This window comes from Salana multivorans, assembly GCF_003751805.1.
In the GTDB taxonomy this organism is placed as follows: Bacteria; Actinomycetota; Actinomycetes; order Actinomycetales; family Beutenbergiaceae; genus Salana; species Salana multivorans.
This window is the reverse complement of record NZ_RKHQ01000001.1, coordinates 1,606,223-1,620,850: the sequence shown is the minus strand read 5'-3', so window position 1 is coordinate 1,620,850 and position 14,628 is coordinate 1,606,223. Positions and strand designations below refer to the sequence as shown.

At 74.8% G+C, this 14,628-nt stretch carries 12 protein-coding genes and 1 riboswitch; of the genes, 2 read left to right on the top strand and 10 right to left on the bottom strand.

The genetic code is table 11. The features are described 5' to 3' along the window. Positions 1 to 18: 18 nt before the first annotated feature. Positions 19 to 2,688: a helix-turn-helix transcriptional regulator gene (locus EDD28_RS07170; RefSeq protein WP_123738977.1), complete on the top strand. Its 2,670-nt coding sequence runs from the start codon at positions 19 to 21 to the stop codon at positions 2,686 to 2,688. A 24-nt stretch (positions 2,689 to 2,712) separates the two neighbouring features. Here the strand turns inward: EDD28_RS07170 and EDD28_RS07165 are convergent, their stop codons facing one another. The 7 genes from EDD28_RS07165 to EDD28_RS07135 form a co-directional block, all read right to left on the bottom strand. Next, entirely contained in the window at positions 2,713 to 3,492 is a 780-nt protein-coding gene (locus EDD28_RS07165) for an ABC transporter ATP-binding protein (protein ID WP_245967953.1), read from the bottom strand. Next, a complete protein-coding gene (locus EDD28_RS07160) occupies positions 3,489 to 5,138 on the bottom strand; it encodes an ABC transporter permease (RefSeq protein WP_123738976.1) in 1,650 nt (549 codons plus the stop codon). Before EDD28_RS07160 ends, EDD28_RS07165 begins: the two co-directional genes overlap by 4 nt. Before the next feature lie 119 nt (positions 5,139 to 5,257). Beyond that, positions 5,258 to 6,409 (bottom strand): thiamine ABC transporter substrate-binding protein, encoded by a 1,152-nt coding sequence (locus EDD28_RS07155; protein ID WP_123738975.1) that lies wholly within the window; start codon positions 6,407 to 6,409, stop codon positions 5,258 to 5,260. Between the two features lie 60 nt (positions 6,410 to 6,469). Then, a riboswitch (TPP riboswitch) is annotated at positions 6,470 to 6,582 on the bottom strand. 664 nt (positions 6,583 to 7,246) lie between these two features. After that, complete coding sequence (locus EDD28_RS07150; RefSeq protein WP_123738974.1) at positions 7,247 to 8,098, bottom strand: amino acid ABC transporter permease; 852 nt, start codon at positions 8,096 to 8,098, stop codon at positions 7,247 to 7,249. A 13-nt stretch (positions 8,099 to 8,111) separates the two neighbouring features. Beyond that, positions 8,112 to 8,759 carry an amino acid ABC transporter permease gene (locus EDD28_RS07145; protein ID WP_123738973.1) on the bottom strand — a complete coding sequence of 216 codons (648 nt, stop codon included), beginning with the start codon at positions 8,757 to 8,759 and terminating at the stop codon, positions 8,112 to 8,114. Positions 8,760 to 8,913: 154 nt separating this feature from the next. Then, positions 8,914 to 9,927, bottom strand: a complete 1,014-nt coding sequence (locus EDD28_RS07140; RefSeq protein ID WP_123738972.1) for a glutamate ABC transporter substrate-binding protein — start codon at positions 9,925 to 9,927, stop codon at positions 8,914 to 8,916. A gap of 107 nt (positions 9,928 to 10,034) precedes the next feature. Further along, positions 10,035 to 10,529 (bottom strand): (deoxy)nucleoside triphosphate pyrophosphohydrolase, encoded by a 495-nt coding sequence (locus EDD28_RS07135; protein WP_123738971.1) that lies wholly within the window; start codon positions 10,527 to 10,529, stop codon positions 10,035 to 10,037. Between the two features lie 71 nt (positions 10,530 to 10,600). On the opposite strand from EDD28_RS07135, the gene map reads away from it, so the two are divergent. Beyond that, on the top strand, positions 10,601 to 11,368 hold the full coding sequence (map, locus tag EDD28_RS07130) for a type I methionyl aminopeptidase (protein WP_123738970.1): 768 nt from the start codon (positions 10,601 to 10,603) through the stop codon (positions 11,366 to 11,368). Between the two features lie 190 nt (positions 11,369 to 11,558). Here map and EDD28_RS07125 read toward each other — a convergent pair whose 3' ends face one another. From EDD28_RS07125 to EDD28_RS07115, 3 genes are all read right to left on the bottom strand, one after another. Then, entirely contained in the window at positions 11,559 to 12,512 is a 954-nt protein-coding gene (locus EDD28_RS07125; RefSeq protein WP_123738969.1) for a PfkB family carbohydrate kinase, read from the bottom strand. 82 nt (positions 12,513 to 12,594) lie between these two features. Further along, complete coding sequence (locus EDD28_RS07120; RefSeq protein ID WP_123739989.1) at positions 12,595 to 13,179, bottom strand: phosphosulfolactate phosphohydrolase; 585 nt, start codon at positions 13,177 to 13,179, stop codon at positions 12,595 to 12,597. Beyond that, the gene (locus EDD28_RS07115; RefSeq protein WP_170169383.1) at positions 13,160 to 14,527 is read right to left on the bottom strand and encodes an MFS transporter; all 1,368 of its coding nucleotides are present in this window, start codon (positions 14,525 to 14,527) and stop codon (positions 13,160 to 13,162) included. The genes EDD28_RS07120 and EDD28_RS07115 overlap by 20 nt, the downstream gene beginning before the upstream one ends. Positions 14,528 to 14,628: the final 101 nt, after the last annotated feature.

Genomic DNA, 14,628 nt, shown 5'->3' with positions numbered 1-14,628 from the left:
TCCCCCCGAGGGTGTGACATGTCGCGGCTCACCGACCCTGCTCGACTCCCCCTGCCCCCCGACCCGCTCGCGCCGCGGGCCTCGCTCGTGGCTCGGTTGCGCGGGGACGCCCGACTGTCCGTCGTGCGCGGCCCGCTCGGGAGCGGCAAGACCGTCCTCGCCACGCTCGCCGCGCGGGAGGACGCGGCGGCGGGACGCGTCGTCGTCTGGCGAGAGGTGCACGCCGACGACGACGCCGAGCAGACCTGGGCCGCGGTGCTCGCCGACCTGACGGGCGACGGTGCCGAGCCGACCGACGCAGCCGGGGCCGCCGGCGGCCCGCGGGACGCGCTGGCCCGGCTGACCGTCGCGCTGCGGGCGGGCGAGCCGCCGGTGACGATCGTGCTCGACTCCCTCGACCGGGCCCGTGACCCGCGGCTCGCGAGCGACGTGCTGGAGCTCGTGACGAGCGTCGCCGGACTCCGCGTGATCGTGACGACGCGACGCGCCCTCCAGCTCGAGGGCCGCTCGGCGCGCGTCCGCGTGCCCGTCGCGCTCGTCGGACCCGACCTCGCCCTGACCGCCGAGGACATCGCGGTGCTGCTGCCCGACCGGACGCCGTCGCCGGAGACCACCCGCCGGCTCGCGCTGCACACCGGCGGGCACGCGCTGACGATGCGCCTCCTCCTGCTCGCCCTCGCCGATCACGGTCAGCACCCCGGGGCCGTCCCGCCCGAGCGGCTGCGGGCGCTCGCCGACGAGGCAGCGCTCGAGGTGCTCGGCAACGCCGCGACGCCGGCCGAGCTCGCGATGCTGAGCCGACTGGCCGTCCCGGGCCACCTCACGGTCGAGCTCGCCGACCTCGTGCGCGCCCTGCGCCCGCCCGCGGCGGACGACGGGGAGGACGCCGGGGCGGCCGAGCGGCTCGACCGGTCGGGACGCGACCTGATCGACCACGCCGAGGAGCTTGGGCTCGGGTTCTGGCGCACGGGCGGTCTCGCGGCCACCGGTCCCGACCTGTTCGAGGTGCTCGCCCCGTTCCGCGCCGTGCTGCACACCCACCTGCGGACGAACGACCCGGACCTGCACGCGCGGCTGACCCACGACGTCGTCGCGGCGGCGCTGGCGACCGGGGCGTTCGGCGTCGCCGGCCTCGCTGCCCTCGAGGCGCAGGACCCCGCGCTGCTCGACCGCGCCTGCCGCGCCGGCTGGCTGTACCTGCGCGACGCCGACATGGTGGCGCTGTCGGACATCGCGCTCGGCGTCGAGGAGTGGCAGCTCGAGGGGTACCCGAGCCTCGCGCTGACGCTCGGCTTCGCGCTGCGTCAGCACCCGACCCGCGGTCATCTCGCGCCGCGGATGTTCGACGTCGCCGCGCGGTCGGTCGCCCTGCTCAACCCGTCCGACCCGGGAGAGCGCTGCTACCTCTCCACCGTCAAGTCGATGGCCCTGCGCTTCCTCGGCGACCACGCCCGGGCGCAGGAGGCGGCGACCACCGCGCTCGACTCGCTGCGGGAGGCGCGGGCCGCGGGCATCGAGGTCCAGGGCGCCGGGTTCCTGCTGCGCAACATCGCGACCGCGTCGTTCATCTCGGGCGACACCCCGCGCGCGCTGGAGCTGCTCGAGGAGGCGCACGCGAACGAGCGCCCCGGCACGCCGTCGGAGCTGCTCACCCGCCTGCTGCGCGCGCTGGTCCTCGTCTGGGCCGGCGAGGTCGAGATCGCCGACACGTTCGTCCGCGACCTCCCGACGCGGCCGCCGGACGTCCTCGCCCTGGGACGCTACGCGGCCCGCATCCTGCTCGACACCCGCGCGATCATCGCGATGGAGCGCGACGACCGCGAGGGGTACGACGAGGCGCAGGACCTCCTGCTCGCGATCCCCCAGCGGTTCGAGGAGCTCGCCGGGCTCGAGGCGATCTCGCTCGCCACGCGCGCGGCCTACGCAGGCGAGCTCACCGAGGCCCAGGCCGTGCTCGACCGCGCGCTCATGGCACCGAACGCGCGGCTCGTCTCCGTGACCTGGGTCGAGCGGATCCGCGCCGTCCGGACCATGGTGCGGGCGGCCCTCGGCGGTCCACTGTCCGCGGCCGGCGCCCCCGTCGAGATGCTCGGCGAGAGCACCGCCGACCACGACACGTTCGCCCTGCTCCTGCGCGCAGCCGCGCTCGTGGCCACGGGTCACCTCTCCCTCGCCGACACCCTCATGCTGGAGGCGGCGCGCCCCCGTCCCCCGGCGACGGCGGCCGACGGGCCGGTGCTCCACTCCCAGGTCGCGCTGCGCATCCTCACGCACCTGCTCGACGCGGTGCTCGCGACCCGGACCGGCAACCGCGACGCGGCGCGCCGGCAGGTCGGCAGCGCCGTCGCGCTGACCCGGGAGAGCGGGTCGCGGCGGATGTGGCTGGCACTCACGGCCGCCGACCGCCGGCTGCTCGAGGGCCTGCTGCCCGGGGGCGCGCCGGACAACCTCGACACGCCCTTCCCCGCCATGCTCGAGGCGGGGGCGACGACGTCGACCGACCTCACGCCGCGCGAGACGATCGTGCTGCACGAGCTGGCGCGCGGGTCGAGCACGCGAGCGACGGCCGACGTCCTCGGCGTCTCGGTCAACACCGTGAAGAGCCAGCAGCGCAGCCTGTACCGCAAGCTCGGGGCGAGCACGCGGGAGGAGGCGCTGCGCCGCGCCCGCGACCTCGAGCTCCTCTAGCCCGGCCGCGCCGCTCGGCGCCGGCTACGACCCGAGGCCGAGGAACTCCGCGACCTCGGCGTCACCGGGGTCGGCGACGAGCTCGGCCGGGCCGGCGACGCGGCGCACCCGCCCGTCGATCATCACGGCGACGCGGTCGGCGACGGCGAACGCCTCGTCGTGGTCGTGGGTCACGTAGAGGGCCATCGTCCCGGCCTCGCGCAGGACGCGGGCGACGTCGACGGCGAGCTCCTCGCGCAGGCGCCGGTCGAGCGAGGACAGCGGCTCGTCCAGCAGGAGCAGCCGCGGCTGGGGGGCGAGCGCGCGCGCCAGCGCGACCCGCTGCGCCTGCCCGCCCGACAGCGTCGAGATCGAGCGCGCCCCGAACCCGTCGAGCCCGACCAGGTCGAGCATCTCCGCGACGCGCTCCGCGCGCGACGCGCGCGTGGCGCCGAACGACGTCCCCCGCAGCCCGTACGCGACGTTCCCGGCGACGTCGCGGTGCGGGAAGAGCTGACCGTCCTGGAACATGAGCCCGAACCCGCGGCGGTGCACGGGCACCCGCGTCAGGTCGACGCCGCCCCACAGGACGCGCCCGGCCGCCATCGGCTCGAGGCCCGCGACGGCCCGCAGCAGCGAGGACTTGCCGCACCCCGAGGGGCCGAGCAGCGCGAGCACCTCCCCGGCCTCGACACCAAGGGTGACGTCGTCAACCGCGAGCGTCGAGGCCGTCCGACCCGGGTAGCGCACGGTGGCGTCCTCGACCCGCAGCCCGGAGCCCATCCGGTCCGGGCGCGGCGCGGTGGCCTCGACGTCGTTCCTCACAGGTCTCCCGTCCCGGCGGGGCGCAGGCGCTCCGCCGTCGTCATGACGACACCGACGACGACGGCGAGCACGACCGACGCCGCGACCGCCATCTCGTAGTTGCCCTCGCCCGGTCGGCCGAGCAGCCGGAAGATCACGACCGGCAGCGTCGGGCGGTCGGGGCGGGCGAGGAAAGACGTCGCGCCGAACTCGCCCAGCGAGACCGCGAACGCGAAGCCGGCAGCGAGCCCGATCGAGCGCAGCGCCAGCGGCAGGTCGACGGTGGCCAGCACCCGACCCGGCGCCGCGCCGAGCACCGCGGCCGCCTGGCGCAGGCGGGGGTCGATCGCCCGGAGCACCGGCAGGATCGTGCGGACGACCAGCGGGATCGCGACCATCGCCTGGGCGATCGGGATGAGCACGAGCGAGCTGCGCAGGTCGAGGGGCGGGCGGTCGAGCGCGATGAGGAACCCGAACCCGACCGTCACCGCCGACACGCCGAGCGGCAGCATGACGGCCGAGTCGAGCGCCCCGATGGCGCGTCGGGCGAACGGCCGGCGGGGGCGCCGGGACAGGACGAGCGAGAGCGTGATCCCGACGACGAGCGCGAGCAGCGTCGCGTCGACCGCGATCCGCAGCGAGTTCTGCGCGGCGGCCCACACGCTCACGGTGAGCGCGCTGCCCCCGCCGCCGGCCCGACCCGTGCCGGACAGCGCGGCGTAGTTGGCCAGCGTCCACGCGCCGTCCCGGCGGAACGAGCGGACGACGAGCGTGAGCAGCGGCAGCGCGACCAGGGCGACGACGAGAGCCGTGAGCGCCGCGGTGGCGGCGTCGACCGGAGAGCGGAGCGGGCGCAGGGGGCGGACGGCGCGGCCGGCCTCGACGAGCCGCAGCGCCCGCTCACCGCGGGAGCGCGCCCGCGCCGATACCCACAGCGCGACCGCGACGACGACGAGCTGGATCACGCTCAGCACGGAGGCGGTCCGCAGGTCGAGGAACTGGGTGGTCCGCAGCCAGATCTCCACCTCGACCGTCGCGTAGCGCTGGCCGCCGAGCACGAGCACGACCGCGAACGCCGTCGCGCAGAACAGGAAGACGAGCGACGCGGCCGAGGCGATCGCGGGGCCGAGCGCGGGCAGCGTCACGGTGAGGAACGCGCGGGCCGGGGAGGCGCCGAGCGTGCGGGCCGCCTGCTCGGTCCGCGGGTCGAGCCGCTCCCAGACGGTCCCGATGAGCCGGACCGCGAGCCCGTAGTTGAAGAAGACCAGCGCGGCGACGATCGCCGGGAACGACCGGTCGAGGCCGAGGAAGCCGAGCGGACCGTGCGAGGCGAGCAGCGCGCGGAACGCGACCCCGACCACGACGCTCGGCAGCACGAACGGCACCGCGACCAGCCCCCGGACGAGGCCGCGCCCCGGCCAGGAGCACCGGTAGAGCACGTAGGCGCCCGGGACCGCGAGCACGACGGCGAGCACCGTCCCGGCGACGGCCTGCTCGAGGGTGTGCGCCACGACCCGCCAGGTCCGCGGGTCGCCCAGGACGTCGGCGAAGCCGCCGAGGTCGAGCGCGCCGTTCGCGACGAAGCCGCGCGCGACGATCGCCGCCACCGGATAGGCGAAGAACGCGGCGAGGAAGACGAGCGGGACGACGACGGCCAGCGTCCACATGGCGCGCCGCCACGCCGTCCAGGCGCGCTCGGCGGCCGGGACGGCGGGCGCCGGTGCGCCCGGCCGCGTCGGGGTCGACCCGCTGGGCCCCGGGGCGCGTGCCCCGGGGCCGCGGCGGGTCAGGCCAGGAGCTTGCTGGCCCACAGGTCGATCCAGTCCGAGCGGTGCGCGGCGATGTCCTCGGCCGGCACCGTCCACGGCGAGGGCGCGAGCGGCGCGAACCGGGCCCAGTCGGCCGGCAGCTCGACGCTCGAGTCCACCGGGTAGACGTACATCTGCCCGGGCACGTCGGCCTGGAACTCCGGCGAGAGCATGAAGTCGATGAACGCCCTCGCGCCCTCGGGGTTCGCGGCGCCCGCGATGACGCCGGCGTACTCGACCTGGCGGAAGCAGGTGTCGAGCAGCGCCGCGGTCCGGGCGGTGCCGTCGTCGCCGACCGTGAACGGCGGGGAGGACGCGTAGGAGAGGACGACGGGACGCGTGCCGTCGCCGCCCCCGCCCGAGAAGTCGACGTAGTAGGCGTCGGACCAGCCGTCGACGACGAGCACGTCGTTGTCGCGCAGCTTCTCCCAGTACTCGATCCAGCCGCCCGTGCCGTCGGACGTGGCCTCGCCGAACGCGCCGACGGTCGCGGCGAGGAGCGCGAGGCCGGGCGAGGACGTCGCCGGGTTCGTCACGACCGTCTGACCCGCGTACTCGGGCAGGACGAGGTCGTCGAACGTCGCCGGCGGCGTCTGGCCGTTCTCCTCGTACCAGTCGAGGTCGACGTTGAGGCAGACGTCGGAGAAGTCGATCGGCGTCAGGGCGTCGCCGAGGAGGTACTGCTCCGCGCTCGCGGGCAGCGCGGCCGACGTGTAGGGCTCGAACACGCCCTCGTCGATCGCGCGGGTCGCGAAGGTGTTGTCGACGCCGAAGACGACGTCGCCCAGCGGCGAGTCCTTGGTGAGGACGAGCTGGTTGACGAGGGCTCCCCCGTCGCCGGGCGCGACCATCGTGACCGAGATGCCCGTCTCGGCGGTGAACGCGTCGAGGACGTCCTGGCTCACGTTGAAGGAGTCGTGCGTGACGAGCGTGATCGACGAGGCCGGCGCCGCGGTTCCGGTGCCGTCGGTCGCAGTGGATCCCGGGGTGTCGGAGGTCTCGGTCGTGACGGAGGGGCTCGGCGACGAGAGCGAGCAGGCCGCGAGGGCGAGGGTTGCGCCGAGGGCGCCGAGGGCGGCGCCGGTGGTGCGGCCGGTTGCGCGGCGGCGGGTGGTTCGTGTGGTGGTCATGGTGTCCTCCCGGTGGTGTGGGAGGGTCCGTCGTGCGCCCCGGCTCGCCGAGGTGCACGACGGAGAGAGATCCCGACTTCCTTCGCCGGTGCTAACCGGAGCAGGTTCGAGGGTCTGCGGCTTCCCGCACTCTCAGCGCTCACCTTGGTGGCAGCGCTCCCCTGTCGTTTCGTTCGGGACCAGCCTACCCGCCGGTCCTGCGCGCCGGAAGTCGAGTGGCCCGCCGTAGCCGGCTCGACGGAGGACATCGCGCTCGCCGTGGCCACCCACCAACCGGGACTGACCGCACGCCCGGCCCCACCGTGGACACCGCACACCGGCAGACGCGACCCCCGGCCGTGGCCACCTACCAACCCGCTCGGCCAGGGCACCCGGCCCCATGGTGGACATCGCTCCCGCCGTGGCCACGTAGCAACCGGATCCGGCGGCGCACCCGGCTCCACGGTGGACACCGCGCACCGGCGGACGCAGCCCACAGCCGTGGCCACCTACCAGCCGGATCCGCCGAGCACTCGGCTCCACCGTGGACACCGCTCCCGCCGTGGCCACCGACCAACCGGCTCGGGCACGGCACCCGGCCCCACGGTGGACACCGCTCGCGCCATGGCCACCCACCAACCGGGACTGACCGCGCGCCCGGCTCCACGGTGGACACCGCGCACCCGTGGACACCGCTCGCGCCGTGGCCCCCGGCCAACCGGATCCGGCCGCGCACCCGGCCCCACGGTGGACACCGCTCGCGCCGTGGCCACCTACCAACCGGATCCGGCTAAGCACCCGGCTCCACGGTGGACACCGTCGTCGCGAGGGCCACGCTGCGCCCGGCCGGGCTCGGGGCTACTGGATCGTCGAGCGGCGGGCCTTCGCCAGGATCGACGTCGATCCGCGGCCGCCGCGCCGGTTGAGCCACATCTCCAGGCGCTGCGCGAGGAGCGAGATGAGCACGTTGACCACGACGTAGATGGCCGTGATGACGAGGTAGGTCTGCACGAGGTTGTTCGTGTTGGCGACCAGCACCTTCCCGGACTGCATGAGCTCGGGGTAGGAGACGACGTAGCCGAACGCGGTGTCCTTGACGACCACGACGGCCTGGGCGACGAGCGCCGGCACGACCATGCGCAGCGCCTGCGGGAGCACGACGATCCGCTTGACCGCCCCCTCGCGCAGCCCGAGCGCGAGCGCCGCCTCGCTCTGCCCGCGCGGCACGGCGAGCATCCCGGCGCGGAACACCTCGGCGAGCACGGCGGCCGCGCACAGCGTGATCGGCGTGACGAGCTTCCAGTAGTGCGAGAGGTTGATGCCGTACTGCGGCAGCGCGAACATGAACGCGTAGATGACGAGCAGGACGGGCACGGCCCGGAAGCCCTCGATGAACGCGATGGACGGCCAGCTCAGCCAGCGGTGCCGGGAGACGCGGCCGAGCGCGAGCAGCAGCCCGGCCGGCAGCGCCAGCACGGCAGAGCCGAGGGCCGCGACGGCGGTGCCGCGCAGGCCGTCGAGCAGGTACTCGATCGTCCCCGGCATGGCGAACGGGCGCCACTTCGACGGCGCGAGCTGGCCGGTCCGGTAGAGCTGCCAGTAGACGAGGGCGGCCAGCCCGGCCGCGAGCAGCACCGAGAGGCCGGTGACGACGCGGATGGTCAGCCGACCCCGCGGCCCCGGCGCGTCGAACAGCGCGTGCGCGCTCATCGCTCGGCCCCCGTCATCGCAGCACCCGGAACCGGCGCTCGAGCAGGATGCCGATCCCCGCGGCGACGAGCGAGATCACCATGTAGATGACGGCGATGACGCCGAAGGTGAGCAGCCCGAGCGCCGCCTTGTTGTTGATGTACCCGGCGGTGGCGGTCAGCTCGCGCATCCCGACGACGGCCGCGAGGGAGGAGGAGAGCAGGATCCCGATGAAGAGCGTCACGAGCGGGCTGATGACGGAGCGCACCGCCTGCGGCACGACCAGCTCCTTGGAGATGCCCCAGAACGTGAGACCGATCGCGCGTGCGGCCTCGACCTGGCCGGCGGAGACCGCGTTGATCCCGGTCCGGATCGTCTCGCACGCGAACGCCGCGCCGACCGTGATGATCGCGGCGATGACCGACCAGAACTGGCCGAGGTTGACCCCCGCGTACGGGAGGCCGTACACGACGAGGATCATGAGCGTCACCATCGGCACGTTGCGGAAGAACTCGACGTAGAGCCCGCCGAACGCGCGCAGGGGCGGGATCGGGGAGACCCGGAACATCGCCAGGATCGTGCCGAGCACCATCGCCCCGAGGAAACCGATGAGGGCGAGCTGGAGACTCAGCAGCGTCCCCCGCAGGAGCAGCCCGCCGTACTCGCCGAACAGGATCTCCATCTGCCCTCCCTCCGTCGTGAGGTCGTCGAGGTCCGCGGGACGGCCGCGACGCCGCCGCCGTCGTCATTCTCTCGAACGATCGACGACGACGGCGACGGCGGCTCGGTCGCGGGACCCGACCGGGAGTCGGACAGGCCCCGGCGACCGGGGTCGATCAGGACAGGCCGGTCTCGCCGACCGTCGGCGGGGCCGGGACCTCGGTGACGCCGGTGCGGTCGCCGATCGTCACGGTCCACAGCTCGGCCCAGAGGCCGTCGTCGATGATCTGCTGCAGGAACGTGTTGACGAACTCGGTGGCGTCCGAGCCCTTGAGCACGCCGATCCCGTAGAGGTCGACCGGGCCGAACGGCTCGCCGACGATCTTGACGGCGCCCTCCTGCTGCAGGACCGCGTTGAGCAGGAGCGTCTGGTCGATGACGTACGCGTCGGCGTTCCCGTTCACGACCGACTCGAGCGCCTGCGCGTGGTCGGGCAGCGCGAGGACGTCGGCGTCGGGCGCCTCGGTCTCGAGCAGGGTCTCACCCGTGGAGCCGGCCTGCGTCGCGACCGTCTTGCCGGCCAGGTCGGCCAGCGAGGTGATGTCCGTGTTGTCCGCCTTCACGAGGATCGCGGCCTGCGAGCCGTAGTACGGGCCGGCGAAGTCGATCCGCTCGGCACGCTCCGGCGTGATCGAGTAGGTGGCGATCGTCGTGTCGACGTCACCGTTGACGATCAGCTCCTCGCGCGTGTCGACGGAGACCTGGGTCAGCTCCGTCGTCGGCTCGCCGAGGATGTACTGCGCCAGCAGCTGGGACAGGCCGGCGTCGAAGCCGCGCACGGTCTTCGTCGACGGGTCGAGCAGCGAGAACAGGTTCGAGGTCTCGGTGCCGCCGACGCGGAGCTTGCCCTCGGCCTTGATGGCGCTGGCCCACTCGGACGCGGCGACCGCCGCGTCGTCCGCGACGGGTCCCTTCGCGATGATCTCGTCGTACGCGGCGACGTCGAGCGCGCCCCCGACGACTCCGGTGCCCTCACCGGAGCCCGAGTCGGTCGACGCGCTGGTCGTCCCGTCGCCACCGGCGGTGGCGTCGGTCGACGTGTCGGGCGGGGTGCTCTCGGGGCCGCACGCAGCCAGACCGAGCGCAACAAGAGCCGCGGCACCAGCCGCGACGATTCGGGTCGCCTTCATGGCAGCCTCCTTGGTTGGTCAGTTCGTCGAGGCTAACCGCGACCACCGACACGAACGGACGGAGGGCGCAAAGCGTCCGAATCATGGACGCTTTGCTCACATCGTGATCAAATCGTGACCCGGAGGTCGCGCGCGACGGCCTCGACGATCGGCAGGTCCGCCGGCAGCCACGGCACGCTCAGCCACTCCCCGATGGGCAGCCAGCGCAGCTCGTCGTGGTCCTGCAGCGGTCGCGGCTCCCCCGAGCCGGGCTCCAGCACGGCCAACCAGACGAGCATCACGTGCCCCTGGTGGATCGGCCAGGTGAGGTGGGCCGCGTCGGCGTCCTCCCCGCCCAGCCCGGCGAGGTCGCTCAGCACGCCGCGACCCTCCGCGTCGTCGATCCCCGGACCGGCGACCAGCGAGCCGAGCGCGACCTCGACGCCGAGCTCCTCCACGAGCTCCCGGCGCAGCGCCACCGCCGGCAGCTCCCCCGGCTCGACCTTGCCACCCGGGAACTCCCACGCGCCCGCGAGCGTCTTGGGCGCGCTCCGGCGGGCCGCCAGCAGGCGGGTGGGGTGGACGAGATCGTCCAGGATCGCTGCGGCGACGACGAGGGCCATGGGTCGAGCGTAATGAGCGCGGTCGTCCACAGGGCGGGCGTTCCGGACGGCCGCAGCCGTAGGCTGGCGGGGTGATCGAGCTCAAGACCCCCGCAGAAGTCCAGCAGATGCGTCCCGCCGGGCGGTTCGTGGCGTCCGTCCTCGAGGCGCTGAAGGAGAAGGCGGCGGTCGGCGTCAACCTCCTCGAGCTCGACGAGCTGGCGCACCGGATGATCCGCGACGCGGGCGCCACCTCCTGCTACATCGACTACCACCCGAGCTTCGGCGCCATGCCGTTCGGGAAGGTGCTGTGCACGAGCGTCAACGACGCGGTGCTCCACGGCCTGCCCTTCGACTACGTGCTCCAGGACGGCGACCTGCTCTCGGTCGACTTCGCCGCCGAGCTCGAGGGCTGGGTGTGCGACTCGGCGCTGTCCGTCATCGTCGGGACCGAGCGGCCGCAGGACCGTCGCCTCATCGAGGCGACGGAGGTCGCCCTGGCGGCCGGCATCGAGGCGGCGCGCGTCGGCAACAAGCTGGGCGACATCTCCTGGGCGATCGGCGAGGTCGCGCACGAGTACGGCCTGCTGGTCAACCTCGACTTCGGCGGGCACGGCGTCGGCCGCACGATGCACGGCGAGCCCCACGTGCCCAACGACGGGCGCCGCGGCCGCGGCCTCAAGCTCAAGCCCGGCCTCGTCATCGCGATCGAGCCGTGGTTCCTCGAGACCACGGACGAGATCTTCACCGACGACGACGGGTGGACGCTGCGCTCCATCGACGGCTCGCGCGGCGCGCACTCCGAGCACACCGTGGCGATCACGCCCGACGGGCCGCTGGTCCTCACCGCGCGCGACTGACGCGGCCGGTCCGACCCCGACACCCACGCCCAGCCCGCCCGAGGAGACGCCGGATCCGACGCCGTCCCCCGCGCCGACGCCCGACCCCACCGACGACCCGACGGACGAGCCGTCCGCCGACCCCGACCCGGTGAACACCGTAGAGGCCCCCGCGCCCTCGCCGGAGGACTGACCCGGCGAGCCGCCGGTGTCAGCCGGTCAGGTGCGCCAGCCAGGCCCGCGGGCCGCGGTGCTGCACGCGGGTCGCCGCGATCCCGGCCGCGAACGCGGCGGCCCGGCGCGGCAGCTCGTCGGACATCGACGCGCCCGACGCCGCCGGCTCCGACCCGTCCGTCGCCCTCCCGGCCGAGGCCACCGCGTGCGCGTACGCCCCGTGGAACGCGTCGCCCGCGCCGAGCGTGTCGACCGCGACGACGCGCGGGACCGGCACCTCGACCGTCTCCACGGCGCCCGACGAGCGGACGAGGACCTCGCCACCGCCGCGGGTCACCACCACGTGACCGGCCCCGAGCTCGGCCAGCCGCCGGATGGACGCGGCATGGTCGGTCCCCTCGAACCCGGGCGGTCGCACGGCCTCCGAGCACACGACGTGGTCGGCGAGACCGACGAGCGCGTCGAAGGCCGGCTTCCACCGCCCGACGTCGAGCACCACCGGGACGGCCAGGTCGTTCGCCAGCCGGGCGGCCTCGACCGCGGCATCGCCGTAGTGCCCGTCCAGCAGGAGCACCTCGGCCTCGGCGAGCAGCCGGCGGAGCGCGTCGTCGTCGACCGCGACGGGTGGCGCGCCCGCCGCGTCCGATCCGACGATCGACCGCTCCCCGGTGGCCGTCGCGACCGTGATCGACGACACCGGCGTGACGCGCGGCGACGGCGCCAGCTCCACCACCTCGACCCCGCGGGACGCCAGCTCCGCCCGCACGAGGTCGCCGGACGGATCGGTGGCGAGCGCGGTGACCAGCACCGCCCGGCCGCCGAGCGCGGCGAAGGTCACGGCGGCGTTGGTCGCGGGACCGCCCGCCGCGAGCGCGTGCTCGAACGACGTCGCCTTCTCGTTCGGCCCCGGCGGGTGCTCGACGTACTGGAGCACGTCGAGCGTCGCGAGGCCGAGGAACACACCGCGCGGGAGGCCCGAGACGTTCGTCATGACGCCATCCTGCCCGCAGCGAGCCGCCCGCGTCGGTCGGTCCCGCGTCGGCTCAGCCCCGCGTCAGCCGCTCCGCGTCGGCTCAGCCCCGCAGCGGCCGCGGGTCGTCGTCGGCGTCGAGCCGCGCCGCGTCGTGCACGTCCGCGAGCGCCGCCGGGTCGGCCGCGACGATGGCCCGGCCGGACCCGCTGGAGATCAGCAGGTGCCCGAGCGCGCGACGGAGCCCGAGGAACCCCTCGCACGCGACGGCCGCCTCGGGCGAGCTGTGGTCGATCCCCAGGTCCGTCAGCGCCGCGATCACGGCACCGGCGCCGAGCAGGTCCTCGACCGCGAACCGCGCCTCGCCCGCGTCGTCGCGCGCCTCGCCCCGGGTCTCGCCCCCGACGGCCACGACGCCGATCGACGTCCGTCCGCCGCGGCGGGCCTGCTCGTCCAGGCAGGCGCGGGCGACGGCCGCGGCGTTCCGCAGACCCCCGCGCAGCATGAGCACGTCGGGCGGCACCAGACCGGTGACGACCTCGCGCGCGGCGTCCTCCGCCTCGCCCAGGACGTCGACGACGACCACGACGTCGCACGGCGCGAGCCGCCGCAGCCCCGCGCGACCCCAGTCGAACCGGACCTGGTAGCTCGCCTGCGCGAAAGCCCCGTCACCCGTCACGTCGTGCATCGCGTCCCCCGTCCTCCCCGTCGCCGGTCACCCCGTCGCCGGTCACCCCGGCCGCGTCGACGTGCGCCGTCATCGGCCGCAGCGCCGCGCCGAGCGCGCCGATCCCCATGACGACGACGAGCACGCCGACCATCCCGAACAGGACGGTCCAGCCGGCCACGCGCTCGTGCACCGCGCCGACGAGCACGGGGGCCGACGCCGCCGCGAGGTAGCCGAAGGTCTGGACGAGCGTCGCGGTGCGGCGGTTCTCGTCGTCGCTGCCGGTGCGCCGCACGGCGAGCAGGAAGATCGTCGTGAAGAACCCGCCCTGTCCGACGCCGGCGACGAGCGCCCACACGAGCCACCACCCCGGCGCGAGCAGCATCCCGAGCGGCATGGCGGCCCAGCACGCCACGAGCGCGAGGACGAGCACCGCCTCGTCGCGCTGCGACCGGGGCCGGCCGGTCCCGGTCGCCGGGCCGGACCGTCGCCGGGACGCGGCGAGGAACGCCGGGACGAGGATCGGCCCGACGATCCCGGAGACCTGGAACGCCGACGCGCCGAGCCCCGCGGCCTGCGTGCTCATCCCGAGCATCTCCTCCAGCGCGGAGGGCAGCCACGCCGTGATCGCGTACCAGCTCATCGCCTGCGCCGCGAAGGCGGCCGCGAGCAGCCAGGCCACCGGGCTGCGCAGCGTCCGCGCGAACCCGCCGCGGGCCGGCCGCGCCGCCGTCCCGGGCGGGGGCTGCGCGCCGTGCACGGCCGCGTCGGGCAGCAGGAGGAGCCAGCCGAGCAGCGCGACGCCGCCGATCAGCACACCCCACGAGGCGATCGCGAGCTGCCACCCGAGGAGGACGGCCAGCGTCGCGGTGAGGGCGGTCGCGAGCGTCGAGCCCAGGTTCATCACCGAGCTGTAGACACCCATGAGAGCGGCCGCGCGCATCGGGTACACGCGTCCGATCAGCACCGGCACCACAAGGTTCCCGATCGAGAGCGAGGCGCCGATGAGGAACGTCCCGACGAGCGCGAGCGCGAACGAGCCGCCGGATCGCAGCACCGACCCGGTGACGACGCCGATGAGACAGGCGGCGCCCGAGACGCGCAGGCCGAGCGCGCGCAGGAGCAGGGACGACGCTGGCGTCACGAGACCGAAGCAGAGGACGGGGATCGACGTGAGCAGGCCGACCGCGCCCGCCGAGACGCCGAGCGCCTCGCCCAGCTCGCCGGCGACCGGCGGGACGGCGTTGAGCGGCGCCCGCAGCGCGAGCGAGAGCGCGATCATCGCGAGGATGCCGCCGGCGCCGGGACGACGCAGGATCGCCGGGACCGCGCGCGAGGCGAGCGAGCCGCTGGCGGGGGAGAGAGGCACGACCGCCATTCTCCCGCGTCGGCGCGGGGCCGGCCGCCACCGGCATCGCGCACCCGGCACTCGGCGCGCCGCCCGCGGCACGCACCGCGGTGAGAGACTGC